This window comes from Sphingomonas qomolangmaensis (assembly GCF_024496245.1).
GTDB lineage: Bacteria > Pseudomonadota > Alphaproteobacteria > Sphingomonadales > Sphingomonadaceae > Sphingomonas > Sphingomonas qomolangmaensis.
On sequence record NZ_CP101740.1, the window covers coordinates 3171081 to 3197805 of the forward strand.

Annotated in this window: 19 protein-coding genes; 5 read left to right on the forward strand and 14 right to left on the reverse strand. The window is 66.6% G+C overall.

Annotated features, from left to right (window positions below; all coding sequences use genetic code 11):
* The first annotated feature begins 5 nt into the window (after positions 1-5).
* Positions 6-1250, forward strand: coding sequence for a nucleotidyltransferase family protein (locus NMP03_RS15020; RefSeq protein WP_256506292.1), 1245 nt, complete (start codon positions 6-8; stop codon positions 1248-1250).
* Here NMP03_RS15020 and NMP03_RS15025 read toward each other — a convergent pair.
* The 5 genes from NMP03_RS15025 to asnB all read right to left on the reverse strand — a co-directional run bounded on the left by NMP03_RS15025 (position 1216) and on the right by asnB (position 8103).
* On the reverse strand, positions 1216-2481 hold the full coding sequence (locus tag NMP03_RS15025) for a sugar transferase (protein ID WP_256506293.1): 1266 nt from the start codon (positions 2479-2481) through the stop codon (positions 1216-1218). The two genes, NMP03_RS15020 and NMP03_RS15025, sit on opposite strands and share 35 nt — an antisense overlap.
* 4 nt (positions 2482-2485) lie before the next feature.
* Complete coding sequence (locus tag NMP03_RS15030; protein WP_256506294.1) at positions 2486-3766, reverse strand: nucleotide sugar dehydrogenase; 1281 nt, start codon at positions 3764-3766, stop codon at positions 2486-2488.
* 221 nt (positions 3767-3987) lie between these two features.
* A complete protein-coding gene (locus NMP03_RS15035; RefSeq protein ID WP_256506295.1) occupies positions 3988-5106 on the reverse strand; it encodes a glycosyltransferase family 4 protein in 1119 nt (372 codons plus the stop codon).
* 13 nt (positions 5107-5119) lie between these two features.
* Positions 5120-6193, reverse strand: coding sequence for an EpsG family protein (locus NMP03_RS15040; RefSeq protein ID WP_256506296.1), 1074 nt, complete (start codon positions 6191-6193; stop codon positions 5120-5122).
* The gene (gene asnB, locus NMP03_RS15045; RefSeq protein ID WP_256506297.1) at positions 6187-8103 is read right to left on the reverse strand and encodes an asparagine synthase (glutamine-hydrolyzing); all 1917 of its coding nucleotides are present in this window, start codon (positions 8101-8103) and stop codon (positions 6187-6189) included. The genes NMP03_RS15040 and asnB overlap by 7 nt, the downstream gene beginning before the upstream one ends.
* Before the next feature lie 134 nt (positions 8104-8237).
* On the opposite strand from asnB, the gene NMP03_RS15050 reads away from it, so the two are divergent.
* From NMP03_RS15050 to NMP03_RS15060, 3 genes are read left to right on the forward strand one after another with little or no spacing between them, the layout of a single operon-like run.
* Positions 8238-9038 (forward strand): FkbM family methyltransferase, encoded by an 801-nt coding sequence (locus NMP03_RS15050; RefSeq protein WP_256506298.1) that lies wholly within the window; start codon positions 8238-8240, stop codon positions 9036-9038.
* Positions 9035-10141 carry a glycosyltransferase gene (locus NMP03_RS15055; protein WP_256506299.1) on the forward strand — a complete coding sequence of 369 codons (1107 nt, stop codon included), beginning with the start codon at positions 9035-9037 and terminating at the stop codon, positions 10139-10141. The genes NMP03_RS15050 and NMP03_RS15055 overlap by 4 nt, the downstream gene beginning before the upstream one ends.
* Entirely contained in the window at positions 10131-11276 is a 1146-nt protein-coding gene (locus tag NMP03_RS15060; protein WP_256506300.1) for a glycosyltransferase family 4 protein, read from the forward strand. Before NMP03_RS15055 ends, NMP03_RS15060 begins: the two co-directional genes overlap by 11 nt.
* On the opposite strand, the gene NMP03_RS15065 is transcribed toward NMP03_RS15060, so the two are convergent.
* Positions 11213-12280: a glycosyltransferase gene (locus tag NMP03_RS15065; protein ID WP_256506301.1), complete on the reverse strand. Its 1068-nt coding sequence runs from the start codon at positions 12278-12280 to the stop codon at positions 11213-11215. The genes NMP03_RS15060 and NMP03_RS15065 overlap by 64 nt on opposite strands.
* A gap of 90 nt (positions 12281-12370) precedes the next feature.
* Here NMP03_RS15065 and NMP03_RS15070 point away from each other — a divergent pair, with 90 nt between their 5' ends.
* The gene (locus tag NMP03_RS15070; protein WP_256506302.1) at positions 12371-13330 is read left to right on the forward strand and encodes a glycosyltransferase family 2 protein; all 960 of its coding nucleotides are present in this window, start codon (positions 12371-12373) and stop codon (positions 13328-13330) included.
* Here NMP03_RS15070 and NMP03_RS15075 read toward each other — a convergent pair.
* From NMP03_RS15075 to NMP03_RS15110, 8 genes are all read right to left on the reverse strand, one after another.
* Positions 13327-15231, reverse strand: coding sequence for an acyltransferase family protein (locus NMP03_RS15075; RefSeq protein WP_256506303.1), 1905 nt, complete (start codon positions 15229-15231; stop codon positions 13327-13329). The genes NMP03_RS15070 and NMP03_RS15075 overlap by 4 nt on opposite strands.
* Positions 15232-15239: 8 nt before the next feature.
* Positions 15240-17030, reverse strand: coding sequence for an ABC transporter ATP-binding protein (locus tag NMP03_RS15080; RefSeq protein ID WP_256506304.1), 1791 nt, complete (start codon positions 17028-17030; stop codon positions 15240-15242).
* Positions 17027-18271: a hypothetical protein gene (locus NMP03_RS15085; protein ID WP_256506305.1), complete on the reverse strand. Its 1245-nt coding sequence runs from the start codon at positions 18269-18271 to the stop codon at positions 17027-17029. The genes NMP03_RS15080 and NMP03_RS15085 overlap by 4 nt, the downstream gene beginning before the upstream one ends.
* Positions 18268-20502 carry a GumC family protein gene (locus NMP03_RS15090; RefSeq protein WP_256506306.1) on the reverse strand — a complete coding sequence of 745 codons (2235 nt, stop codon included), beginning with the start codon at positions 20500-20502 and terminating at the stop codon, positions 18268-18270. The genes NMP03_RS15085 and NMP03_RS15090 overlap by 4 nt, the downstream gene beginning before the upstream one ends.
* Before the next feature lie 128 nt (positions 20503-20630).
* Positions 20631-21857, reverse strand: a complete 1227-nt coding sequence (locus NMP03_RS15095; RefSeq protein ID WP_256506307.1) for an O-antigen ligase family protein — start codon at positions 21855-21857, stop codon at positions 20631-20633.
* A 216-nt stretch (positions 21858-22073) separates the two neighbouring features.
* Positions 22074-22499, reverse strand: a complete 426-nt coding sequence (locus tag NMP03_RS15100) for a hypothetical protein (RefSeq protein ID WP_256506308.1) — start codon at positions 22497-22499, stop codon at positions 22074-22076.
* 65 nt (positions 22500-22564) lie between these two features.
* Positions 22565-23275 carry a polysaccharide biosynthesis/export family protein gene (locus tag NMP03_RS15105; protein WP_256506309.1) on the reverse strand — a complete coding sequence of 237 codons (711 nt, stop codon included), beginning with the start codon at positions 23273-23275 and terminating at the stop codon, positions 22565-22567.
* A 252-nt stretch (positions 23276-23527) separates the two neighbouring features.
* Positions 23528-26722, reverse strand: coding sequence for a TonB-dependent receptor (locus tag NMP03_RS15110; RefSeq protein WP_256506310.1), 3195 nt, complete (start codon positions 26720-26722; stop codon positions 23528-23530).
* Positions 26723-26725 lie beyond the last annotated feature (3 nt).

Below are 26725 nucleotides of genomic sequence, written 5' to 3' on the forward strand. Positions count from 1 at the left end.
CGAACATGATCGGCGAATCAAGCGATCTCGCCGATTCGCGGGCGACCATTGCCACCGGTTTGGCGCCGGTGCCGGGCGCCGATACGCTCGCGTTCCTGCTGGTGCGGATATGCATCGCCCGGCCACCGGTCGCCGCGTATCACCCCGCGATTCGGTCGCTCGCGCAGGCCGCCGATTGCGATCGACTGTTGGCGATCACCCTGCGGCATGGCGTGGCCGGGCTGGTCGCCCAGGCGGTGTCGGCAGCGGGGGTGGCGGTTCCGCCAAGGGTCGCTGCGGTCGCGCGCAAGCGCGGATTTGCAGCGCTGCGGCAGGCGCAGACCGCGTTGGCGCTGCACGACGCGCTGCACCGCGTCGGGGTGGCGGTGCTGGTGCTCAAGGGCAGCACCCTCGCGCAAAGGTTTTACGCCACGATCGGGGTCCGCGAATCGGTCGATATCGACCTGGCGGTCGCGCCAGATGATGTGTCTCGCAGCTGGCGGATGCTCGAAAAGATGGGGTTCGATCGGGTGACCCCGCGCCGCCTGCTCGATGACGCGATCCCGCCTTTGTACCAATGGGCGGCCAAGGACAGCATCCATCGCCATCGGGACAGCGGGCTGGTGGTCGAGCTGCACTGGCGGCTCTCGGACGACCTAGTACGTCGCGAACTGCCACCCCCGCCGAGCTGGCAGCCGGTCGAGATCGAGGGCCGCACGCTGATGGCACTCGGGGATGACGATCTGTTCGTCTATCTTTGCACGCATGGCGCGGCGCACGCCTGGGCGCGGCTCAAATGGCTCGCCGACATCGCCGCGATGCTGGCGGCGGCGCCCGACGGTGGGGCGCGTTACTGGCGGCACGCGCGGGCGGCGGGCAGCGCGCGCGCGGCTGCGTCGGCGCTGCTGCTCGCCCACCAGCTGCTCGGCACCCCGCTGCCCTCCGGCTTCGCCTACCGATCGCGGCGGGTCGCGCTGCTGAACCGAATCGCGATCTGCGTCATCACCGCGGGCGGGGGTACGCGCGAATTGTCGACGACGCGCTATCGCGGGTGGGCCGAGTTCGCCGCCAAGCTGCTGATCGCACCGCGCTTTGGCAACATGCTCGCGATCGTGCGGCGGGTGCTGGTGTCGGGCGAGGATGTCGGCATGCTTGCACTGCCGCGCGGCTTCGTGTTCCTGTATCCGCTCCTTCGCGTACCGCTGTTAGTTGTGCGCCGCGTCCGCCGCGCGCAGCTCAGCGCGAACCGAAGCCGGTCACGATCGTCTTGAGCGTCCGCACCACGATCAGCATGTCGAGCCAGAAGCTGAAGCGGCTGATGTAGAAGAAGTCGTAGCTGAGCTTCTTCAAGACATCGTCGATGCTGGTGACATGCCCCTGATTCACTTGCGCCCATCCCGACACCCCGGGGCGGACGATGTGACGATAGCGATAGAAGGGGATTTCGCGCTCATACCATTGCGACAATATCTCGGCCTCGGGGCGCGGACCAATCCAGCTCATCTCGCCGCGCAGGATATTGAAGATTTGCGGGACCTCATCGATCCGCGTTCGCCGCAAATGGCGCCCCAATCGGGTGATACGCGGATCGTCGGGCGCGGTCATCGCGCCGTGTTCGGGACGACCACAGGACGGGTGCGCGGCGTGCATCGTGCGGAACTTCCACACGCTGAACACTCGCCCGCGATAGCCGATGCGGTTCTGGCGAAAAAATACCGGGCCGGGCGTATCAGCCTTCACCGCGCCCGCGATCAGCAGCAGGACCGGCAGCACCAGCGGTAACAACATGAGCGCAATCAAGGCGTCGGCGAGCTGCTTGACCGTGAGGTAGGTGGCGTTGGGCATCAGCGACCCGAAGGCGTTTTCGGATAATCGCTCCATCTGGACCTGGCCGGTCAGCGACTGGCGGAGCTGCTTGTAATGCACCACCGATATCCCCGCGAGCGCACATTCGGCGAGGAAGCGTTCCCATTCGGGGGGCAGGTCATGGTCGAAATCGGCGGTCAGCGTCGTGCAGTGGCGCGGGAATACCGGATGGTCGAGCCGCGTCCAGCAGATGCTGTCGATCGGATACAGGCTGTCGACGCCCCCCATCGGCACCACCGCGATGTTCAGCCGCTGCTGCCGCTGGATCATGAAATAGACGACATAATACCATGTCACCGACAGCAGAAAGCCGGCGATCAGCAGCGGCCGGCTGTAATCGAGCCGGAGCAGGAAAAAGATCGCGAACACTGCAGCGAAGGTCGATGCGAAGACCGGCAAGACATAATAGCTCGCGCGGATGCCGGGAAAGGCAACCATGTTGCTGAACAGCCAGAAGCCGAGGCAAACTGCGCAAAGGCTGCCCAGAACTGATGCACCGAAGAGGCCCAGCGCCAACAACGCGGGCTCGATCAACACGGCGATCGCGCAGGGCACGAGCACCGCGACCAGCACGCCGCCGCCCAGCTGCAGGTCGCGCCGCTGCCAGATCCGCCCCCGGATGGGCGCGTGGTGCACCCGCCTAAAGGCGCCAGCGTCGTACATGGTCGAATGCCGGCGAGGGGGGGACGATGTTCTTGAGGTCGCCGAAAATGCCGCCGGGGATCAGCATCGCGGCGAAGCGTTCGGCGGGCAGCGCGCGATAGGCGTCGTGTGCGACGGCGAGCAGGACGATGTCGTATCGCGGCGCATCGGGCAGTACCTGGATCAGCGTCAGCCCATATTCGTGTGTGGCGGCGGCGGGGTCGGCGCGTGGATCGTGGACGTCGACCTGGTGACCGTGGCTGCGCAGCCGCGTGATGACGTCGATCACCTTGCTGTTGCGAAGGTCTGCGACATTCTCCTTGAAGGTCAGGCCCAGGATCAGCGCATGACCGGGACCGACGATCGCGGCCGATAGCCGGTCGGCGACCCACTGGCCCATGCCGTCATTGGTGTGGCGGCCCGCCAGGATGACTTCGGGGCGGTGGCCCAGGCTTTCGGCGCAGTGGCTGAGATAATAGGGGTCGACGCCGATGCAGTGACCGCCGACCAGCCCCGGCTGGAACGGCAGGAAATTCCACTTGGTCCCCGCGGCGGCAAGCACGTCCCAGATCGACAGGTCGAGCTTGGCGACGATCTGCGACACTTCGTTGATGAAGGCGATGTTGATGTCGCGCTGCGCGTTTTCGATGACCTTGGCGGCTTCGGCCGCGCGGATCGAGGCGGCGGCGAAGGTGCCCGCGCTGGTAACCCGGTCATAGACCGCGCACAGCCGCTGGGTGACCTCTGGGCTCTCGCCCGCCACCACCTTGATGATCCGATCGACGCCATGTTCGCGGTCGCCCGGATTGACCCGCTCGGGTGAGTAGCCGAGGAAAAAGTCGCGCCCACGCGTCAGCCCCGACACCGTCTCGATCAGCGGGCCGCAGATATCCTCGGTGACCCCCGGATAGACGGTGCTCTCATAAACGATGATCGGCTGCCGCGCCGGATCGATCATCCGCGCGACCATCGTGGTCGCAGCGCGCACCGGGGCAAGGTCGGGGTAATTGTCGGCATCGACCGGGGTGGGGACGGTGACGATGTAGATGTCGGCAGGCGCGCATCGGTCGGGGTCCTCGGTCAACTCGATCGAGGACCGGGCGAGCGCTTCGGCATCGACTTCACCGGTACGATCGCTCCCTGCGCGCAGTTCGGCGATGCGGCTCGGATCGATATCAACGCCCGTGGTGCAAAAGTATTTCGCCAGCTGAACGGCGAGTGGCAGGCCCACATAGCCTAGACCGATCACGACGATTCGAAAGTCGCTGCGATCGGTCACCGGCCCCCCTGGCGCTATTGGATCGCCTCATTACTGGCTGAAGACAGCTGAGGTTGAGTAAGCCCGACGCTACATCGACGCATCACGCTGCCGCGCCACGACTGGGACCGTAGGCGAATCGCGGAGACAACAACCGGGAAGAAACTGCAAATATAGTGTTAAATCAAGTCGCATCTGCCGTAGCTTGAAGGATGGCTGTCGATAGAACCAAAGTGGTTGCACTACTGACGCAGGGACCGCGCGATGGCATCACGATAAAGGCGTATCACCTCGCCTTCGGAAAACGACGCCGTCACAAGCGTCCGCGCGGCATTTCCCATCATTTCGCGCTCTGGTTGCGACAGCGCGATCATCGCGCGCATCTTGGTCGCAAGATCGGCGGCGCTTCGCGGCTCGCATAGCAGCCCCGTCACCCCGTCGCGCACGATATCGGCGCAGCCGGGCACCCGCGTGGTGATCGCGGGCTTGGCCATCGCCGCGGCTTCGAGCAGCACGTGCGACATCCCCTCGCGGTACGAGGGCAGGACGATGCAATCGGCGGCGGCGATCGCGGGGCGGACGTCGGGGCTCGCGCCGCGATAGGCGATCACGCCCTCGCTGACCCAGCCCTCAACCGTCGCGCGGGAAATCGCGGTCGGATTCACGACGTCGAGGAACCCCATGATCTCGCAAGCGACATCAGGGTGGGCCGCCTGCACCGATCGCGCGGCCTCGACATATTCAAGCACCCCCTTGTCGCGGATCAAGCGCGCGATCAGCAGGAAGCGAAAGGGGGGCGCGGGCGGCGGGTCGAAGCGCGCGGGATCGAAATGATCGACGTCGATGCCCGATCCGGGAAGGAGTTCGGCTTTGCCTGGGTCGACGATCCGATACTCGACGAACAGGTCGCGATCGTGCCGGTTCTGGAAGAAGACTGTCGATGATCGACGCAGACCCGCGCGGTACAGCCGCCGCACCAGCCGGGTGAGCCAGTTGCTGCGGATGAACGCGGTGCCTAGCCCCGAAATATTGTTGATGGCCGGCACCCCCGTCAGCCCCGCTGCCAGCCCGCCATAGATGTTGGGCTTGATCGTCCAGCCCAGAAACGCACCGGGGCGTTCGCGCCGCATCAGCGCGACATAGCGCCACAACAGGATCGCATCGGCGACCGGCGACACCCCGCGCGGCGCCATTGGCAGCGCGATCGTGCGGACCCCAAGCGATTCGACCTGCGCGAGGTGCCCATCGTCGACCACCGCGGCGACCAGCTCGTGCCCGTCGGCGATCAGCGCGCGCACCAGGGCCGCACGGAAATTGACGATGTTCCACGCGGCATTCACCGATAGCAGGATTTTTGCCATCGCCGCGACTAGGTCAGCATTGCAGGCATATCGCGTCCTCGAAGAAATAGGAGCGATAGGGCAGCCAATATTCGATGTTCACCGAATAGTTGAGCCACACGAAAAATGCAGCGGCGTACAGCGCCACGATTGCGACCGTAATCAGCCGCTCGCCGCGCTGGTCGCTCGCAAAGGCGGCGGGCGCGCGGGCATAGACGAAGCATTGCAGCGGCAGCAAATAGAGCCCCAGTCGGTCGACCACCGTCGAGGACTGCGAAACGAACAACAGCGCGAACGACGCGATCGCCGCGCCGGAAAGCGCCGACCAGACGCTGCGCTCGGCGCCCTCGAGCGCGAAGCGATCGCGGAACGCCAGCAGCAAGACGCCGGGCAGCGCGGTCATGAACAGCCGGATCGCGGCGCCCGACGATTCCATCCCCGCCTCGACATAGTTGGTCAGGAACGTCTCGGCGCGCGCGGCGATGATCGCATAGCTCAGCGCCGCGAGCATCGTCAGCGCCAGCGCCACGCGCAGGACGATGTTGCGATTGGTGACCAGCGCCCCCAGCGGCAGCAGGATCAAGGCGGTGGTATGGAAGAGCGATCCGACCAGCACCCAGGCTGAATAGCGCAGCACATGGCCGTCGCGTAGCGATGTGAGCCCCATCATCAGGAACGAGATCGCCATCCCCTGCCGAATATATCCCATCCCCATGACCACGACGAGATAGGGGATCGCCACCGCCATGCAGAGCCAGGGCCGCGGCTGCGCGAGGCAGAAATGGGTGAGTGCCAGCGCCATCACCGTCCCGCTGACCGCCGTGATCAGCAACATGCCGAGGTCCGATCGCGCCGCGATCACCGTCAACACGGCAAAGGCGGGGTCGCCGAGCGGCTGCAGCTTGGCCGGATCCCAAAAGGCGTGCTCGACCATCCGGACATAATTCGCCCAGTCGCCGCCGGTCTCCCATCGAAAGCCGATCAGCACCACCAGTCCCAGCAGCGCGGCTCCCCAGGTAAAACCGAACCGTTGCCGTTTGCGGTGATCGGCTTGCTCGACCAGCGTCATCACCGCCGGGAAGCCGAACATCAGCCAGTAGATCAGCATGAATCGGCCCGGGAATCGGACCAGTAATTCGCCCAGGACCGGTACATCAGCACGCCCCATAACGACGCGGTCCAGTCCTGCGTCCCGCGCAGATGCGCTTCCCAGCGCTGCCGGATCGGGCCGGCATCGAGCAGTGGATCGAGCCGCAACTTGTCGTGGCGCAGCAATTCCTCGGCCCAATCGCGCAGCGGCCCGCGAAGCCATGCGCCGATCGGCACCGCGAACCCTGCCTTGGGGCGATCGATCAGCGCGGGGGGAACGTGGCGATACAGCACCTGCCGCAGCAGCCATTTTCCCTGGCCGTCGCGCTTCTTGAACGCCAGCGGGGTGCGCCACGCCTGTTCGACGACATGGTGGTCGAGAAACGGAACGCGCGTCTCGAGCCCCGCCGCCATGCTCGCGCGATCGACCTTGGTAAGGATATCATTGGGGAGATAGCCGAGCATATCCCAGTGCATCATCCGCTCTTCGGGGGTGTGGGCGATGTCGGGCAGCGCGAGCATCGGATACGCGCGGCTGGCGCCTGCCAATGGCAGCCCCGACATCCATTCCTCGCTCGACGCGCGATAGATCGCCTGGGTGTCGAGCCCGGTGCCGAGCATCCGCGCGGCCTTGTGCAGCTTGTCGCCCAGCATCGGAATGGCGGGCAACATCGGCAGCTGCGCCAGCTTGTCCCAGCGGCCCGGTGCGATGGTCGTGATCCCGCGCCCGATCGCCGCGCGAAGCGGTCGCGGGATCAGCGCGATCCGGTCCCAGAAGCGGCGCGACATCAAATAGCGATTATAGCCGCAGAACAGCTCGTCGCCGCCGTCGCCCGACAGCGCGACCGTCACCGTCCCGCGGGTGATTCGGCTCAGCAGCACGGTGGGCAGCTGCGACGAATCGGCGAAGGGCTCGTCGTAGATCGTCGGCAACGCCGCGATGACCGCGCGGACATCTTCCGATCCCACCACCGTTTCATGGTGCTCTGTGCCCAGATGCCGCGCCACCGCGCGCGCATGCGGCGCTTCGTCATAGCCCGTTTCGGCAAAGCCGATCGTGAAGGTTCGCACCCGTGCCGACGTCGCCTCGCGCATCAACGCGACGATCGTCGAAGAATCGATGCCGCCCGACAGGAAGGCGCCGACCGGAACGTCGGCGATCATCTGCCCCGCGATCGCGGTGCGCAGCCGGGCCGCGAGCTGTTCGACCGCCTGCGACGCGGTCATCGCCGGGTCGGAACCCGCCGTGACGCTATCCCCAAGCGACCAATAGCGGGTGCAGCGCACCCCGCGGGTCGCCGCGCCTGCTGCGCTTGGGGGAGTCGCTGGCGGGCAATCGAGCGCGCGCGAATCGAGCGCCAGGATCACCCCGGGTTCGACCTTGTACACCTGCTCCAGGATCGACCATGGCGCGGGAACGCTGTTGTGGCGCAGATACAGCGCCAGCGCGTCTGCGTCGGTGCGCGCGGTGAACCCCGCCGCGGCGCGGATCGCCTTTAGTTCGGACCCGAACAGGATCGCGCGGTCGGACCAGCCATAATAAAGCGGCTTCTCGCCGATCCGGTCGCGCGCGAGCGACAGGCTCCGCTCGTGCCGATCCCACAGCGCCAGCGCGAACATGCCGACCGATCGGGTCAGCGTCGCCGCCAGCCCCCAATGCGCGATCGCGTGGACGAGCGTTTCGGTGTCCGACTGGCCCGCCCATTCGATCTGGCCGTTGGCTTCGAGCAATTGCCGCAAGTCGCGGTGATTGTAGATTTCACCGTTGAAGCTAAGAATATAGCGTCCGCAAGGTGACGCCATCGGTTGATGGCCCGCGGCGGAAAGATCGATGATGGATAAACGACGATGCGACAGCGCAATACCCGCCATGTCATCGTACCACAGCCCGCCATCGTCGGGGCCGCGGTGGAGAATTGCATCGGCCATCGCCGTCGCGTCATGACGACGCGCCGGCCCGTGCGACCAGATACCCGCAATCCCGCACATCTGGCCACCCCCGATAGTGCCATGCACAATAGAAAGCCGCCCAGGTCAAGAAAAGCCCAGCGTTGGGGCGCGATATGGTGGTAAATAGGCTTGGCCGGACCAAGGCGTTGGTCCGCGAAGGCTTGCCCGCCCGCTGGCGCGTGCCCGCCAAATATTGGCATGCACGGCTGAACCGAACACTCGAGCCCGAAATGCGACTACTTCGGTGGCTGGTGCCGTCCGGCGCGCGCGCTATCGATGTCGGGGGCAATTATGGCGCTTATGCCTATGCGCTCCACCGCTTGGGCGCGCGGGTCGAGGTGTTCGAACCCAATCCGATGTGTCTTGCCGCGCTGCAGGCCTGGGCCGCGGGGCGACCGGGCCTAGGCGTACATGATTGCGCGCTGTCGGCGGTCGATGGCAGCGCGGCGCTTGGGATTCCGGTCGATAGCGAGGGGGTCGAGCACGATGCGGCGGCGTCGATCGAGCGGCTCGGCGAGGGCGCGCGGCGGGTCGTGAAAGTCGCGCTTCGCCGGCTCGATTCGTTCGGCATCACCGATGCGGCACTGCTCAAGATCGATGTAGAAGGGCATGAAGCCGAGGTGATCGAAGGCGCGCTGGCGACGATCGCGGCATCATGCCCGGCGATCCTGATCGAGATCGAACAGCGCCACCGCGGCGCGCCGATCGCCGCGATGTTCGAGCGGATCGAATCGCTCGGCTATCACGGATTTTTCCTCAAGGACGAGGTGCTGGTGCCGGTCGCTGGGTTCCGGCCTACCCTCCACCAGTCGCTCGCCGCGCTTGGGGTGGCGGGCGGCGGCTATTACAATAATTTCCTGTTTCTGGCGCGGTCGCGCGTGGCGGCGGGCGAGTATCAGGCGCTGCTGGCATGAAGCGGCTGCGGATCGCGGTGGTCACGCCGCGCTATGCGATTTCGGGGGTGCCGCTGGCGCAGTGGCGGCTGGCGGCCGCGCTCGCCGCGCGTGGGCATCGGGTCGATCTGATCATCGGCCGCTGCGACACCGATCTTCGCGTTCCCGACGCACCGGGGGTCGCGGTCCACGTGCTCGACCGTGCGCAGACGCGCGGCATGTTCGCGCCGCTGGTGCGCTATCTCCGTCGCGAGCGCCCCGATGCGGTGTTTTCGGCCGAAGACCATCTCAACACCTTCGTGCTGCTCGCCGCGATCGTCGCGCGGTCGCGCGTCCGGATCAGCGGGTCGTCGCGGGTGACGCCGTTCGACACCTATTCGAACCGGGCGTTCACCAAGAAATGGGTGCTCAAGCAACTCGCGCGCAGCGTCGCGTGGCGCGCCGATGCGCTCACCTGCGTGTCGCGCGACATGGTTGCGCAATATGCCGAGGTGTTCGGCACCACGCGGCATGCCTGCGTGTACAATATCGTCGATCAGCCTGCGGCGCGCGCGCGCGCGACCGAGCCGGTCGAAGATGGGTGGTTCGTCGATCGCAGCGTGCCGCTGGTCGTCGCGGCGGGTACGTTGGCGCCGTGGAAAGGGTTTGACGACCTGATCGCCGCGGCGGCGATCCTGCGCGATCGCGGGCGGATGGTGCGGCTGGTGATCCTGGGCGAGGGGTCATCGCGCGCCGCGCTCGAGGCCCAGGTCGCGGCGGCGGGGCTGGCGGATCGCGTCCGGCTGCCGGGCCGCGTATCCAATCCGCTCAAATATTTCGCCAACGCCGACGTCTTTGCGCTGTCGTCGCATGTCGAGGGGCTCCCCAATGTGCTGGTCGAGGCGATGCTGTGCGGTTGCACCCCGGTCGCGACCGACTGCCCCACCGGGCCGCGCGAGGTGCTCGGCGGCGGGCGCTATGGCTATCTGGTGCCCGTCGCCGATCCGCAGGCGCTGGCCGACGGCATCGCCGCCGCGCTCGACCGCCCGATCGCGCCCGACATGCTGGCCCAAGCGGTCGAACCGTTCGAGGAATCGGCGGTGATCGCGCGCCACTTCGCGCTGCTCAAGCTCGATGCAAGCTGACGCGATGCGCGTCGGGCTGAACGCGACCTGCTTCGACGATCGCCCGTCGGGGGCGAACCAGCGCTTCCGGCATTTGTACGGCGCGCTGATCCGGCGCAATCCGGCGATATCGTTCGTCATCTACGAACCCGCCGACCAGCGGATCGCCGACTGGTTCGCCGATGCGCCCAACATCATCGTGCGGCGAACGCCGATGCCGAGCAGCGGGCGATGGCCGCGCTTTCGCGCTGGGCTGGGCTATTGGCGGCGCACGCTGGCGGCCGACCGGCTCGACCTGTTCGAGACCTTCACGCTGCCGCTGGTGCACGCGCCATGCCCGACGATGCTGACGATCCACGACCTACGGCCGCTGCAGCGCGATCGGCCGCTAATCGAACGCGCGGTGGCGCCGGCGATCGTGTCGCATGCGCTGGCGCGCGCCGATCGGATCATTACGGTATCGCAGGCGATGCGCGCCGAGTTGCTGGCGTTCCGCCCGGGCACGCGGGTGTCGGTGGTCTATAACGGGGTGTCGGCGCGTGCCGCCGCTTTGGGTGCGCTGCCGCCGGGCATGCCTTCGCGCTTCATGCTTGCGGTCGGTCACCTCGAACCGCGCAAGAATCTCGAGCTCGCGATCGATGCGGTGGCGGTCCTGCGCGACCGCGGATGCGCCAGGCCCTTGGTGATCGTCGGCAACGATGCGGGCAGCCTGGCGGCGCTGCAGGCGCGGATCGCGCGGCTGGCGCTCGGGGCGCTGGTGTGGATCGTTGAGCATGCCGACGACGCGACGGTCGGCGCGCTCTATGCCGCATGCCACATGGTGGTCGTGCCCTCGCGCTACGAAGGCTTCGGCATCGCGGTGATCGAAGCAATGGCCGCCGGACGGCCGGTGGTGACCAGCGATACCGCGGTCTTCCGCGAGGTCAGTGAGGGGCAGGGGGCGTATATGCCACCCGACGACGCGGTCGCCGCCGCCGAGGTGATCGAGCGTGTCTGGTCCGATCCGATCGCGCGGGAGCGGCTGATTGCCTATGGCGCGGCGCGGATCGGCGATTTCGCGTTCGATCGCCTCGCCGATCAAATTGCGGCGCTCTATGCCGAGAGGATGGCGGCGAGCCCGCGGCGCGCGACCGCGGGGGCGTGGAACCGTTCGTAGAGCAGCCGGATCGCCCGATCGAACGCCGGCGGCGGATCGGCGCAGATGGCGTCGATGGCGCGGCGGAAGCTGGCCGGTTCATCGCATTGCCGGTTGGCCGCCACCACTGTTCGATCATAGCCCGAAAACGCCTCGGCCGTGCCGATCACCTGCTTGCCGAACATCAGCGCCTCGGCGACCTTGGTCTTCATCCCTGAACCGTCGCGGACCGGCGCGACCACCGCTAGCGCATGCGCGTACCAAGGGGCGATATCGTCGACTGCGCCGACCATCGTCAAATTTGGGGCGGGTGCGACCTGGTCCATGCCGTGGCCGACCACCATCGTGGCGATCGGCAGCGCGGGGGAGATCGTATCGGCATACCAGCGCACCGCGTCGCGGTTCGCGTAGAAGCTGCCGCCGACGAACAGCAGATAGGGTTCGGCAACGGGCCTTGGCGGCGTATCGGCGCGAGGAATGTCTTCCATCACCATCGGCACGATCGCGTCGGCGCCGCGCCGGTACAGCCGCTGCAGCAGCCTGCTGTCGCGCTCGCTGAGGCAAACGACCGTGTCGCTCGATCGCATCGCGGCATGTTCGGCGCGCGCATTGGCGGCCAATATCGCCAGCGCGCGCGGCGTCGGGCGCGCGCGCAACGCCCCCAGGAAGAAGCGCGCCTCGACATTGTGGCAGAAGGTGATGATGCGGACGCCGGGATGGCGCCGCTTGATCGCCTGCGCGGCGGCACCGAGGTTCGACCCGTCGAGAAACACCCGGTTGATGCGCTCGCGCTCGATCGCATCGGTCAGCGCCGCGATGCTGTCGCGATCGATGCCGTTGATATGGCCGTGCAACAACGCCTTGGCTGGGCGCGAACGCCGGGCGGGTAGCACGAAGCGATGGAAGTCGTCGCCCAGCAGATCGCGCAGCTGCATTTGATGCAGCCGCGAGAGTTTCGCACGACCGCCAGGCGCGACGGCATGATCGGTCGGCGTCACATATAATAGCGGGCCGGCAATGCGCATCGCCATCATGTATCGGCGACAATCCGGCGGACGGCAACATCATGCGATCCGGTGCTGGCGTTGGCCGGATACTTGCGTCATGAAGCGTCGATGGCTGCGAATCTTCCCAGCTTCTCGGTGGTCATTCCGCTGTACAACAAGCGCGATCATATCGTGCGGACCTTGGCGTCGGTGCTCGACCAGACCCTTCCCCCGACCGAGGTGATCGTCGTCGACGACGGATCGGACGACGGTGGCGCCGATCGTATCGCGGCGATCGGCGATCCGCGGATAAACCTGATCCGCCAGGCCAATGCCGGCGAGGGTGCGGCGCGTAACGCGGGCGCGGCGCGCGCGTGCGGCGACTGGATCGCGTTGATCGACGCCGACGACGGGTGGCGCCGCGACCATCTGGCGACGCTTGCCGAGGTGATCGCGGCCTATCCAGACGTCGACCTGATCGGTGCGGCCTCGCTCGCGACGTATCTTGGCGACCTCGACCAGATGTTGCAGCAGCCGAGCGGTGCCGGATCGATCGCCCGGCTGGACTTTTTTCGCGACCATGATGGCAGCGTCTTCAACGCATCGAGCGTCGCGATCCGACGCACCGCGTTCGCCGCCACATCGGGGTTCGGCAGCTACCGGGTAGGTGCCGACACCGAGTTCTGGATCCGCTTCGCGCTCGATCACAAGATGGCGGTGAGCACGCGGCAAAGCTCGATCTATCTGCGCGGCAACGGCGGGGTCATGGAGCGGGTCGCCTGCGACGCCAGAGGCCGCGACCGGCCGCTGCCCGAATCGCCGGTTTTCGCGACGCTCGAGCGCGCACTGGCTTCGCCGCGGTATCGCGAGCTGCATGCGCCTATTCGCGCTTATGCCGATCGGACGCGGCTCAATTATGCGCGCGGACGGCTGTATATCGGGCGCGGTGTCGAAGCGCGCGCGATCCTTCGCGACGTCCACCAGCCGGCGCGGGTCGAACGGTTGGTGTACCAGCTGTTGTCCTATCTTCCCGCCCCGGCGCTTCGTGCGGGTTCGCGCGGCTTTTCCACGGTCAAGCGCCTGCTCTAGCGCGCCATCGCCCATAGCCGCTCGCCCAGCCCGAGCCGGCGGCCCACCAAGCGCGACCCGGCTTCGCCGAGATGGTCGTTGTCGCGGTACAGCGGCACGTTGTTCCAGGCGGTGGGGCAGATGCGGTTGGCGCACATCGCGCGGTCGATCCGCAGCACCGGCGTGTCCGCGGTGTGCGCGAATGCGTCGAGCAGCCGTGCGGTCGGCTGCGTCAGCACATGCGCGCTGGCAGGAGTGATGGCGCAATCGGCGCGGGCACCCGCGTGCGGCAGCCCTGCCAGCTTGCGCTCCCAGCATTGGCCGACATCGAAGCGCGCTTGTGGCGGTCCCGAGACCACGACCACGCGGCGGCCGATCGCGCGGATCGCTGCGCTGGTTCGCGCTTGCGCCGCGACGATCCGACCGGGCGTGCTCGCGACGATGTTGTCGCCGGCGGACAACAGCCCGCGCGTATCGGGCGTGATATAGCGAAGATACCGACCCGACAGCACCACCAATTCGATGCTGGGGGTTCGCGCGAGATACGCCAGCACGCTGTCGTTGAAGCCGATGCACGCCGCGGCGATCCGGCGGCTCGCCAGCCGGTCCACCGGCGCGATGCCGAGCAAAGGCGCGCATCCGCCAAGGCTTGCCTGCGCGATCGGGTGTCGGGTCGAGGCGGTGATCGCGGGCACGAGGTGCTGCGAGAAGGAATCTCCCCATAGCAGGATCCTGGGCTGCGGCGATTGGCTGCAGCGGCCGTCGAAGCGGGTGGCGGTGCCCTCGCATCCGGCGAGCGGCAGCCCGGTGACGCCGCTTGTGTCGAAGGGCTGGCCGCGCCCCGCCACCATCTGTGCGCCGATCGCCCCCAGCAGCGCCAGGCCACCCGCGCCTGCCGCTGCCAGCCCCGAGATCCGCCTCAGGGCAAGCGGCATCACCTGCCCCGGCCGCTCGATCCAGCGATAGGATGCCCATCCCAGCGTGGCTGTCGCCAGCAGCAGGGCGCCGATCAGCAATGGCGGCAAGGGCATCCCGAGCCACACGATGTTGGCGAAAGCGAATAGCGGCCAATGCGCGAGGTACAGCGAATAGGATCGATCGCCGATCGCTGCCCATGGGGTCAGCGCGCGGACTTCCCAGGGTTCGGCGACGATGAACGCCACCGCGCTGATGCATGCGAACAGGGTCAACCAGGGAACCAGCGCGGCGACCGTGGGAGCGAGCGGCAGCGCCAGCAGCGCCAGCAGCGCGAGCGGGCGAAGCCGGGTTGCCCAGTCGCGGACGCGCGCGCGCTCGGCATAGGAGGTTGCCGCGACCGCCCCCAAGCCGAGCTCCCATGCGCGCAACGGCAGCAGGTAGAAGGCGGCAGCGGGCGCGCGCGGATAAGCGACGAGATAGGCGATCAAGCTGACCGCCGTCGCCACCGCGAGCACCGCCGTCCATCGCCGCGGTGGTAACATCACCAGCAGCGCGGGCATGAGCAGATAGAATTGCTCCTCGACCGCTAGCGACCACATGTGCAGCAGCGGCTCGAAGATCGCCGAGTCGTGGAAATAATTGATCTGCCGCCACAGGACCATGTTGATCGACATCGTCAGCGCGCCCGCCAGCTGATCGAGGAAGCGCGCATAGAAGCTGCGCGTCAGCAGCAGCATCGCCGCGACGATCGTCAGCGCCAGCATCGCATAGGCCGCAGGCAACAGCCGGCGCGCGCGGCGCAGGTAGAATTGGCCGAAGCGAAACTTCCCCGCGGCTCGGTCGCGCAGGATGATCCCGGTGATCAGATAGCCCGACAGCACGAAGAACATGTCGACGCCGAGATAGCCCGAGGGCAGCACCCCGAGCCCGGCATGGAACAGGATCACGATCGTCACCGCCCATCCGCGCAGCGCCTGCAGGTCGCGACGCCTGCCGTCGGGCATCGCCGCTGTCACCCGGCAGCGGCGGCGGCGGTCACGATGTGCGCATAGGGCCCCTGCGCGACGATCCGGCCGCCCTCGATCCGCACCACCAGGTCACACCCGCGCAGCGTCGATACTCGGTGGGCGATCGAGACGATCGTCAGGTCGCGCGACAACCGGTCGATCGCGGCCATCACCGCGCGTTCGGTTTCGTCGTCGAGCGCGCTGGTGGCTTCGTCGAGGATCAGGATCGTCGCCTGCTTGTACAGCGCGCGGGCGATGCCGATCCGCTGGCGCTGCCCGCCCGACAGCCGGATGCCGCGTTCGCCGACGCGGGATTGGTAGCCGTCGGGGAGCCCGGCGATGAAATCATGCAGGTCGGCGCCTTGGGCAGCGGTGCGGACGCGCGCCATGTCGATCGCCTCGGCGTCGCGCCCGAAGGCGATGTTGGCGGCGATGCTGCTGTCGGCGAGGTAGATCGCTTGCGGTACATGCGCGATCTGTGCCTGCCACGACGGCTTGGCGGCGGCGTCGAGCACGCGGCCATCGACGCGCAGGCACCCCGTGGTCGGATCGAGCAGCCCCATCAAAAGATCGGCGAGCGTGCTCTTGCCGCCCCCCGATTTGCCGACCAGCCCGATCCGCGCGCCTCTGGGGATCGTCAGCGACAGCGAGTCGATCGCGGGGCGGTCGCCCGAGGGATAGCGATAGGTGACGCGATCGAACTCAAGCGCGATGGCGAGCGGCGGGACGGGGATCGCGGCTTCGGGCACGGGGGGCGGGATGTCGAGCAGCCGCGCGACATCCTCGATCGCGCGGCGGTTGCCGTGGATCTGCGACCAGCTGAAATAGACCTGCTGGACCAGGGGCAGCAGTCGCTGCGCGCCGAGCGCCAGCGCGCCGAGCATCGGCAGTGCCGCGACGATCCCGCCGGGTTGGGTGCTGACATAGAGCGTCAGCACCGCGATGAGCACGACGCCGCCCGCCTCGACCACATAGCGCGGCGCGGCGGCGATGAACTGGTTGGCAGCCTGCGCGCGGCGAAAGGCATGATCGACGCGCGCGAATTTGGCGACGAAGATCGGCTGCGTTCGATCGAGCAGGACGTCGCGGATGCCGCCCATCCCCTCCTGCAGCGTCTGGACGCGCTCCTGCAGCGCATCGCCGATGATGTCGGCATTGCGGTACAGCCGCTTGCGGGTGGCCAGGCTGACGATAGCGTAGAGTATGACGAAGCAAAGGCACGCGACCAGCGAGGTCGCCGGGTCGATCGCGATCAGCGCGGCGAGGATGAACAGCCCGACCACCGCCGCGGTGGTGCCGAGCATCGCGGGGAGCAGCACGTTGCCGAGGACATATTGCACCTTCTCGATCCCCGAGATCGTCTGGCTGCTATTGCGCATGACATGGTAGCTATAGGGCTGGTGCAGCGTGCGGTCGTAGATCTGCGTCGCCAGGTCATGCGCGACCGAGAAGACGAAACTCTGGCTGGTGCGGACCAGCGCGAGCCGCACCGCGCCCGACAGGATCGCGATCGCCACCAGCAGCAGCGCCGAAAAGCCCAGTGTGCCGAGGCCCGTGGTTGCCGCGAGCGAATCGACGATCGCGACCGCGCCGCCATAGCGGCCCTGCGACCCCCCGGTTACGATCGCGAGGAAGGGCAGCACTGCACCGATCGTCGCGAGTTCGGCAAAGGCGCCGACGATCATGAGGACGATCGTCAGCGCGGCCTGGCGTCGACGGTTCTGCGGCAGGGCAACGTAGAGCTTGCGCGCCGATCGCCAGGGGCCGGGGGCGCTATTCTGGTTCGTGGGGGTCACGCCGGCGATCGACCCGTACGCAGATCGACGCCGGTCACCTGGATGCGGACCTCGCCGAAGCGTTCGCCGGGTTCGCCGACGAACTGCAGCCGGACGGCGTCGCAACGCGGCGGGACGGCGAAGCTTGCGGCATAAAGCTGGATCGGCCCGCCGACGGTGGCCAGCGGCATTTCGGCGAGCAGCATATCGTTCTGCGCGCACCGCACCCGCGCAACGATCCGACCGACCGGATCGGCGCCCGTCATCCGCGAGCGCAGCGACAGCGTCGCGGGGCCGGGGGCGGCGAGCACCAGCTGTTCGGTTAGCACCGCCGGGGTCGCGCCATGAAAGGCGAGCGTCATGGCGCCGGCTTCGGGCAGGTCGGGGGCGGGCGTGATGCTCGCTTCGCCGGCGGCGTTGTCGCCGGTGGTCCAGTTGAAGGGAAGGGGGCCGGGGAGCCCCTCAAAATTCGGGTCGTATGGCATCGCGCTTGCGCGGCGGCGCACTGCGGGAAGGAAGCTGCGCCAGGCGCGATAGGCTGCGGCATAGTGGCGCTGCTCCACCGCGGCGCGCAGCACCGCGCGTTGTTCGGTGTCGGCGGCGATCGGATTGCGCGCGCGCGGCAAGCGGCTGAGCAACGCCAGCAGCGCCAGTGGGTCGGTGCCGGTACCCGCGCGCACCGCGAAGAAGTCGCCGCGCCAATCGGGATCGGTGGCGAGCGCCGCGTGCACCGCATCGGCGCCGCGCGGATCGGCGAGCAGCGCTGCGACCAGCGCGAGGATGAGCTCGCGCGTGCCCGGGCGCAGCCGCATCGCGGGGCCGACCTCGGCGAGCGCAGCGCGATAGTCGCCGCGCCGGATGTGATGGTCGAGCAGCCAGTAGCGCACGATGTCGGCGCGCGGATCGCGGTTCCGCGCGATCGTCATCAACGCCCGCGCGCGGGCGTCGTCGCCATCGGCGCTGGCGGCGAGCCCTGCCAGCATCACCGGCGCGGCGCTACCCGGAGCGCTGCGCATCGATCGTGCGATCAGCTCGCGCGCTTCGGTATCGACGGCCCCTGCCGCGGCGACGATCCGCGCCTGTGCGAGGTTGGTCAGCGCGGCGCCGCCCGCTGGCGCGAATGCCATGGCAAGCGCGGGCTCGCGCGCCTGCCAGTGCCCGAGCGCGGCCTGACGCGCCGCCAGCCAAGCAAGGCCGATCGCGCACACCACCGCCAACATCCGCACCGGGCGAAACCCGCGGGCAGCCATTTGGGTCGTCACGAAGCGATGTCGAGCATCGGCGTCGTCCGCGGCTTGCTGCCATAGGGGCCGCCATAGCCGTCGCCATATCCATAGCCATAGCCATAGCCGCTGGTCTTGGGATTGTACTTCGTCAGCACGACGCCGATCAGCCGCGCATCGGCGGTGGTCAGCCGCTCGATCGCGTTGAGGACGATCGCGCGGCGGATCGATGCCGCTTCGATCACCAGCAAAGTCGCCTCGCAGATCGAGCCGAGCACCGGGGCATCGGCAAGGCCGAGGACGGGGGGCGCGTCGATGATCACCATGTCGTAGCTGCTCATCGCTTCGGCGATGATCTGGTGGATCCGCCGCGTGGCGAGCAACTCGGCGGGATTTGGCGGTACCAGGCCGCTGGGCAGCAACGACAGCCGCGGCGTGTTGGTGCCGACGATATGCTCGCCCAACGCCTCGTTCGAACACAATAGCCGCGAAAGCCCGATACTGTCGGCGGTCTTTGCAAGGAAGGACGGCTTGCGCAGATCGGCGTCGATCAGCAGCACGCTGAGCCCGGTGCGCGCGAAATTCTGCGCCAGCGCGAGCGAGGTGCTCGATTTGCCCTCGCTCGCGCGCGAGCTGGTCACCAGCAGCGATTTGGGGTGAACATTGCCGCTGGTGAAGGTCAGGGCGGTCAGCACCGAATAATAAGCCTCGGCGACTTCGGATCGCGGATTGGCCAGCTCGTCGACGATCGAGGCGCGCTTTTCCATCCGCGGCACCAATCCCAGCAGCGGCAAGTGCAGCTTGCTGCCGACATCCTCGGCCGATTTGATCGTGTCGTCGATGAATTCGATCCCGAAGGCGATCGCCATGCCGATCACCAGTCCTGCGACGATGCCGATCAGCAGGTTGCGGATCGGATTGGGCTGGAACGGGCTCCGGGGTGGCAGCGCGGTATCGACGACGACCGCCTGGCTTTCGCCGAGGCCACCGACCACGCCGATTTCTTTGTAGCGTTGCAGCAGCGCGTCGTACAATCCGCGGTTGGTTTCGACCTCGCGCTGCAGGATGGTGTAGCCGATCCCGCGATTGCGCAGGTCGAGTACGTTCGACCGCAGCGACGCCACCTGTTCGCGCAATTCGGCCTCGCGACCCGAGGCGGCGAGATAGGCCGATCGCAGCGACGAGGACACGTCGCCGTTTTCACGGCTGAGCGCCGCGCCGATCTCGGTAATCCGTGTACGCAGCGCGATCATGTCGGGATAATCGGGTTTGAACGTCGCCAGCCGCTCGCGATAATCGGCCTCGAGCCTGGCGCGCTCCGAACGCAGCCCGGTGATCGTGGGGTTCTGCAAGATATCGCCCGCGGCGCTCGTTGCGACCGCCTGGCGATAGCGTTGTTCGGCAGCGATCCGTTCGCCGATCGCGTTCGACAAGGCGCCGTTGAGGGTGAGCAGCGATTGCGTGGTGAGCGAATCGCCCGATCCGCCGGTGGGGCTGTCGGCATCGCGGCCCGATGCCTGCCCGCCGCCGCTGTTCAGTTGGACGATGCCCTTGCTACGCGCGTAGTTGACCAACTGCCGCTCGCTCTCTTCGAGCCGCTCGCGCGTGGCGTTGAGCCGGCCTTGCAGGAAATTGCGTGCGAAGGCGGTAGTGCCGTAGCGACGTTCGGCGGTCGAATCGATGAAGCCGTTGGCGAAGGCGTTGACGATCCGGGTCGCGCGCTCGGGATCGACATCGGTATAGCTCAGCGCCACCAAGTTGCTGCCGCGCAACGGTTCGACCCTGAGATTGGACACCAGCTTGTAGGTGGCGGCGCGCCGCTTCTGCTCGGCCGAGCCAGTGGCCTGCACGAAGCTAGCATCGTTGCCCAGGTTGAGCGTGGTGGCGACGCGTTCGGCGAGCGACCGGCTCTTGAGCAGTCCGAACTGGGTCTGGAGAAACTGGTCCTCGCCGCGCATCTTAGGCTGGACGCCGCGATTATTGCCCATCACTTCGATCGGACTGGTGTTGATCTCGAGCGTGGCCACCGAACGATAGACTCGGGTGGACAGCATCGTCGCTGCGATCGCCAGCGCTACCCCGACAATGACTGCGGTCAGGATCAGCCATTTCCATTTGAAGAGGATACGCAAAAGATCGCCGACATCGATCTGCGTGGGACGATGCACGTTGCCGCTCCACGGTACTTTGGCCGCGAATACCGAAGTGGCATCGGACCTGTGCGGACGACGCAGGCTGCGACCGCCGATCTCGCCCATCGCCTCGTTCATCGTCTACCCCCAGACGCCATATTGCCCCGTTTCATCCCGACTACGACGGACCGGGGATCGGCTAAGCGACTGTTACTAGGATTTGTGCGTTGTCAACAGACGCCAAGCATCGCGGATATTGCGATCGATCATGCCTTTGGGGGGCGATGGGCTGTATCATCGTCGGTTGCGGTGGTCGCCAATGCGGTGGCAAGCGCCGCGACTACCGCGATCGCGGCGGTGCGAAGCGGGTAATCGACCGCGCTGTGAACCAATATGACCCCCAGCGCGGTGGTGGCCGCGCGTGCAACGTCACCGCCGCTGCGCCACGCGACCCAGGTCGCTCGCGCCCAAAGCGCCAAGGCCGCTGCGGTGAGCGCCATGCCGGGGGCGCCATATTCGAGCAGCCATTCGACATAATCGCTATGCGCGTGGTTCACATATTCGGGGGTCACCGTGGCTGCATCTTCATACCCCGGATACACCGCGGTGAAGCTGCCGCCGCCTGCCCCCAGCGGGAGATAATCAACCGCGGCGCGCGCGGCAGTGGGGATGATCGAGTCGCGATGCTGGTCGCTCGCCGGCAGCTGGCGGGGCATCACGCTGGCGCTGACCGCCGTGACCGCCAGCACCCCAACCGCGCCCATCAGCGCAACGCGTTTGACGTGCTTTGCTTGGTCCGCGGCCAGGATCAGGATCGCCGCCACGACGACCGGACCCGCCATGAGCGCGACCGCGATCGAGCCGGTGATCGCCACGCCCGCCAGCAGCACGAGCATCGCGGCGGCGAGCGCTACGACATGCAGCGTCGCCGCGCGCCCCCTAGCGCGCTCGGTCCGTGCGCTGCGGATCAGCACCGCGCAGAATGGCACCGCACACAGCAGCAGCGTGCCGAGATGGTTGCGATTGGCGAAAAGCCCGACGGCGCTGCCGCGATTGGTGATCGCATAGAAATAGAGCGGCGAATCGGGGCCCTGCACCCGCTGCAGCGCACCGACGATCGCCGAGAGCACCGCCATCGCGACGAGGGCGCGCAGCAGCAGCATCCGTTCGGCCCGGATTGCGCCGATCACCGCGAAATACATCGCCAGCGGCGCTATCAGCGCGATCAACGCAGCCGCGGTAGCGGCGGGGGTGAGCGACAAGGGCAGCCAGCCGGGATCGACGCGCGCGAGGGCAAAGCCCTGCGCGACCGCCGATCGATGCGGGAGGGTCTGCCAGAGCGAGGCTGGGAGCGGAACGATTTGCAGCGCGATCAGCGCCGCGGTCAGTGCGAATAGAATTAACGGCCAGCGATGGTCGGCCACTGCCTGTCGCGCCGCAGCGTCGGGGGCCCATAGTACAGCGACCAACAGCGCGATCGCGGCAATCTGCACGATCGCGTTGGCGACGAAACCTGCGGCGCTCGCGCCCCCCAGAAGGATGGCGCCGCAAAGGAAGGCCGAGACTAGCCGATCCGAATAGCGACGATATCCATGGTTATGCGCCGAAAGCCTCGAGAAACGGCGCGGTGCGGTCGTTGCTGATGCGGGCGGAGGTCTTTCGTAGAAGGGTCGCAAGGACGCCGCCAAAAATCCGCGCCGGTGCGTGTGTTACGGGCTAACCGGCGTGACGCCGCCATTCGTGTCATCGTCCCCGCCGACCGCCACGACGATGCCGAGGCCCACCGCGGCAATCGCACCCAGCAGGACGATCAGGCTACCACCCGTCAGGCCTACGGCTTGGCTGCTGCCGACGAGCGACGCGCAGTCGGCGATCGCGCCTCCAACGACGCAGTCCTGCGCCGTTGCGGTCGACGATCGGGTCGGCTGCTGCGTCGCGATACCGAGCGCGGTTCGGTTGCTGGCAAGGCGCGGTTCGACGGTCGGTTGCGCGGAGGCGATGGTCGCCTGTGCGACGAGCGCCAGTGCCGCGATCCATGATGTGCTTCGAACGCCCATTCCGATCTCCCCTGATGCCGAAGCGCAAGCCGAAGTAATCCGCTGTCGCCGCTCGTATCGGGCAACGGCGTAGAACATAACCCGATGTATCGCCAAAGTCGATAGAGCATGCGTTGCGCTTCGGCGACCTGGTCCGCCAATATCTAGAACGGCCTGAACAGGGTCACGAAGGGTAGCGACTGGATGACGGTCTTCATTGCCTTGCTGGTCGCCGATCCGTCGACGACGACGATGTCGTCGGCATAGATCACCGGGTCGGGCGATTCGCCGCGCCGGATGCTTTTCAGGTCGAATGCGGCAGCCATGCGCTGGCCATCGATCTGGCGGAAGACGATCACCCGGCTGGGATTGGCCTCTTCGGCGGTGCCGCGCGCCATCGCGATGGTCTTGATCAGCGATGTCGGTGCGGAGATGGGGTAGAGGCCGGGCTGCTGCACCGACCCGTCGACGGTGACCGTTCGCTGCACCGCGCTTTTCAGCGTCACCGCGATGCTGGGCGCGGTGAGGTATTTTTCCCCCAACTGGCGTTCGAGCGCCTGCTCGAACTCGGCGGTGGTGCGTCCGGCGGCGACGACCGGGCCGAGCAGCGCGAGATTGACGCGCCCCGCCGTATCGATCGTCTGGTCGCCCGACAGGCTATCGACCTTGAAGACCTGGATCGACACGACGTCACCCGCGCCGAGGCGGTAGTCGGTGGTCGTCGCGGGAAGGGGCGGGGCATCGGGCGCGACGAAGCTTGCCGGGTCGTAGGCGATGTCCCCGCCACGACCGCCGCACCCCGACATTATCAGCAACGCCGCGACACACGCCGCGACGCGACAATATTGGCCAAGAACAACCATGCGCGTTGCCATGCCCGGATGCTATCGCGCGCGCGGCGGCCCTGCAATAGCGGGCCTATTGGCACAATTTACTTACGCCTTGAATCGAAGAAGGTCATGCGGACCCGCCGATGGGCCGGGGTAAGTCGCACTATGGCCAGCGGGCTTCGCTCGAGGATTCCTCACAGATGAGAAAGCAAAAGCGAAGCCCGTCAAGCTTATCGGAATGTTCGTTTTCTGTCGGATTGGAAAACGACGTACGTAGTTACGATCGCGATAGCGGCGTTAACGGAAATTCGCCCGGATCGAGAAGGTATAACGGCTGTCGCCGACGAACCAGTTGCGGGGTCGTTCGAGCAGATCGTTGTTGATGACGTAGTTGGTTCGCGTGATCGCACTGGTCAGGTTCACCGCCTGGAAGCCCATGCGGATCGATGGCGTGACGGCGTAGAAGATCGACGCGTCGAGCTGCCCATAGGCATCCTGGATCACCGGCGCGTTGGGCACGATCACGTCGCGGATCGTGAGCAGATATTTCGAGCGCCAGTTATAGGCGGCCCGGATTTCCAACCCGTCCTTCTGGTAGAAGGGCGCAAGGTTGAATTGATATTTGCTCAATCCCTGCAGTGGCAGGCCACCGACGTCGATCGAAGTGATAACGCCCGCAGCGACGTTTGGATCGTTCCGATCGAGGTTCGACTGGGAAACGCCCGATGAATGGACATAGGTGAAATTGCCCGACAGGCCGAGGCCCGAGAGCACCCCCGGCAGGAAATCATAGGTCTGCTGATAGCCGAGCTCGAGCCCCCGGATCCTGCCGATTTCGTCCGAATTGAGCGGCGTGGTGACGATGGCGTCGAAGGTGGCGCCATTGTTGGTGAAGGTTTGCCGCTCGGTGCTGGTCACCTGGACGCCGCGCAGGTTCTTCGCGAACGCCGACAGCGTGAGCTGGCCGACATTCGAGAAATACCATTCGGCGGTCAGATCGAAATTGTCCGATCGGACCGGTTCGAGGAACGGATTGCCGACCTGGAAGATCGCGACCGGGCCGCCGTTGAACAGGATCGTCTGATCGCCGGTGCCAAGATTGACGTTGTAGAACGACCGGGTCAGCAGGAAGTCGGGCGGCGCCACCGTCTTGTTCACCGCGACGCGGAATTGCAGCCCGCCGCCCATCGCCAGCCGGAAATTGGCCGACGGCAGGAAGTAATCATAGTTCAGCTTGGCGTCGTTCGCGACCAGCGCGCCGTTCTGGAACGCTGCCGCTTGATCGCGGGTAGCTTGCGGCAACGCGCAGAACCGCGACTGTACCTGACCGTCGGCGGGTGGGACGCAGTTGAACGATTGTTGCGGGAACGCGAAGAAGCCCGACGAAACGCGGCTGGTATGCGTGTAGCGCACGCCGACATTACCCGTGAGGTTCCAGCCATTGTCGAATTCATTGCCGAAGCGGGCAACGAAATAGGCGGCGTTGTTGCGTTCGGATACCGGATTGACCTCGCCCGGCAGATACGGCGTCCCCTCGATCACGCCCGCGCGGCTCTCGAGCGGGACCCAGCCATTGGCGCCCGACAGGTTGCTGCTGAAGTTGCGCCATTCCTGTGCGATCTGGCTGATCGACTGGATCGCGGTGCCGTAATCCTGCAGCGCAGCGCCCGGGTAGAACAGCCGGCCCGGACCGCCCGGCGCCGACGGATTGGCTTCCTGCCCGCGGAAGAAGTTCGAATAGAGGAACGCTTCCTGCGGCGCGAGCGCACCGGTGGTACGCGTGGCTGGATTGCCGTCGATCGGACGGTCGAACCAGACCGGGCCGCCCGGCCCGACCGACGAATTGTCGGCCAGCGTGCCGCCGCCCCAGATCTCGCTCAACACGCCCCAGTTATAGGCCGACGAACGCGCTTCGTTCTGGCGATCGGCGAAGCGATAGCCCGCCTTTACCGACTTCAGCCAGCCTTCCTCGGGGAAGCTATAGTCGAAATCGATCCGCGCCGCGTCCGAATCGCCCTCGCTATCCTCGAGGTGATCCATCGCCGAGCGATAGAAGTTGTTATAGGCATTGAGGTAAGACGGGTTGGCGGCGTTCTGGTAATTGTTCGGGCCGTTGGTCACCGGGATCAGCGTCACCTGCGCCGGATCCTTGCCATTCATCCGGATGTCGGCGTTTTGATACGTCGTACCCCAGACCGTCAGGTCGGTGACGTTCACCTTCGACCAGACATGCTGGTAATCGACACTGACCGAAAGCCGGTCGGTGAGCCGCGATTTCACTGCAAAGCTGATGTCGTTGGTCTGGAAACGCGCGGTGTTGCCGCGAGCGATGTTGTTCGATTGCAGGCCGTTGGTCGGCGTGCGGCCATCGGCGCCCGCCTGCGAATCGGCGCGATAGCCGTTGGGGCCGGTGATCAGCCCGCCGGTAAAGGCATTGTCGTCGTCGAAATCGAAGGTCGTCCCGGGGAAGGGCTGGCTGTCGCCCGCGGCGAGCACGTTGTCGGTCGCGACTTCGATCGCATTCTCGGTCCAGGCCTCGCGCGAATCCGAGCGCAGGAACTGCAGCGTCGCGTCAGTGCGGCCGTCGAGGCTGCGCCATTGCGCCGCCGCCGAATAACCATAACGAACGCGATCATATTCCTGGCTGCGCACCGCGGCACCGCGCGGCACATATACCGTCGTACCGACATTGGATGTGCCATCGGCGGCGAGCGGCTGGAGCAACCGCCCGTCGTCGGTCAGCACGCGCGTGCCCCAGTTCGAAATCTGGATGCTGTCGGCGCGGTTGCGGATTTGCGACCGCACGAAGCTGCCGAGCAGGCCGAAATCGCCGATGCCCGTCTTCCAGCGGTTGCTGAGCAGCACGGATACCGTCGGCGCCGACTTCTTGACGAAGTCGCCATAGTTGTTCTCGAGCGTGCCGCCGAGCAGGAAGCCGCTCGAATCGAAGGGCAGGCGCGTGCGCAGGTTGACGGTGCCGGCGATGCCGCCCTCGATCATGTCGGCCGAAGGGCTTTTGAACACGTCGACCCCGAACAGCAGTTCGGCGGGAACGTCGGCGAAGGACAGGCCGCGGCCGTTGCCTGCGCTGAAGGTGTCGCGGCCGTTCAACTCCGAACGCGTGTAGGTGAGGCCGCGCACGACGACGCCCGAACCTTCAGCGGCAAAGTGATCGGGATCGGCACCCGCCTGGAATCGGCTGATCGACACGCCGGGGACGCGCTGGAGGGCTTCGGTGACCGAACGGTCGGGCAAGGCGCCGATGTCTTCGCTCGAGATCGAATCGACGACGACGTCGGAGTTGCGCTTGATTGCCTGCGCGCTTTGCAGGCTCTGGCGGATGCCGGTCACGACGATTTCGTCGGTGGTGGCTTCGTCCTGCACGGCCGCATCGCCAGCGGTTTGCGGGGTTGCAGGCTGTGTTTGCTCGATTGCAACCATCGGCGCCACCAGGGGCAAGCCATCGGTCGCCGATGCAGCGGCTGCCGGCATGGT